General features: G+C 65.5%; 1 protein-coding gene and 1 pseudogene. Both read right to left on the reverse strand.

The window, feature by feature from the left end; genetic code table 11:
• Positions 1–194: 194 nt before the first annotated feature.
• Positions 195–278 (reverse strand): annotated as a pseudogene (locus tag E0504_RS51785) (IS5/IS1182 family transposase); the annotation flags it as partial.
• 73 nt (positions 279–351) lie between these two features.
• The coding region (locus tag E0504_RS48835) for an integrase core domain-containing protein (RefSeq protein ID WP_131627982.1) at positions 352–1,190 on the reverse strand (839 nt) is incomplete at its 5' end.

Consider the following 1,190-nt stretch of genomic DNA (forward strand, 5'->3'; position numbering starts at 1 on the left):
CACACATTAATCGTCAGTACCAGCACGTCTGCAACTGAATGACACGACGCTCCCCGTCCCGCAGTAGCCCGATGGGCGCGGACAAGGAGGTTCGTCCACCCCGATGATCGAGAGTGGAGCCTACGGATGTGGTGCCCAGCTGTACCAGGCGATCGCCGAACGAGTCTGGTCTCCCGAGGCGCTCCGGGCCAGGCCTGCTCCCAACGGCCTTCTACCCGCCGCAGGCGCCAGTAGTGATCAATCGTCTGCCAGGGTGGCAGGTCGTGCGGGAGCAGCCTGTGGGGCTCCGAAATTCGGGTTTCGGCCTGTGAGCTGGCCTTTTGCGGCTGACGTGATCGTCAGGGGGTGTCGTCAGGCGGCGTTGCGGTACTCGTTGATCGGCCCGCCGAGGATGCGTGTGCGACGGACGGTGGAACCCGGGGCCGGGGTGACCACGGGTGGTGAGTCGGGCGGATGCTGGCCGAGGGAGCGGTGAGGCCGCTGGGTGTTGAAATGCTCGGCGTAGCTGGTGAGGGCGGTGGTCAGGTGCCGTTCAGAGACGATCAATAATCTGTCGGTGCATTCGCGGCGGGCGGTGCCGACCCAGCGTTCCGCGATCGCGTTTGCCTGGGGTGACTGTGGCGGTGTGCGTACCACGTCGATGCCGGCTGCGGTGAAGACGGCGTCGAACGAAGCCGTGAACTTTGTGTCGCGGTCACGGATGAGGAACCGGAACCTGCGGCTGCGATCTTCGAGATCCATCAGCAGGTTCCGGGCGTGCTGGGTGATCCATGCCGCGGTTGGGTGTTTCGTTGCTCCAAGGACATGGGCACGGCGGGTGGCGTGTTCGACGACGAAGAACACGTAGATCCGTTGGAGGAACATGGTGTCCACTGTGAAGAAATCGCAGGCCAGGATGGCGGAGGCCTGGGCGGACAGGAACGTGCGCCAAGATGTGTCGATCCGCCGGGGCACGGGGTCGACACCGGTGCGGTGCAGGATCCGCCAGATGGTGGCGACCCCGACCGGGTAGCCCAGCCCGGCGAGTTCTCCTTGGATCCTGTGGTGTCCCAAGGCCGGGTTCTCCTGTGCGAGGCGCAGGACCAGCTCGCGGATCTCCTGGCGGATCGATGGCCGTCCGGGTGTCTTGCGTGGGTGGGTCCATTGTCGTGCGAGGAGATCATGGTGCCAGCGCAGCACGGTGGCCGGGG

The organism is Parafrankia sp. BMG5.11 (assembly GCF_004337455.1).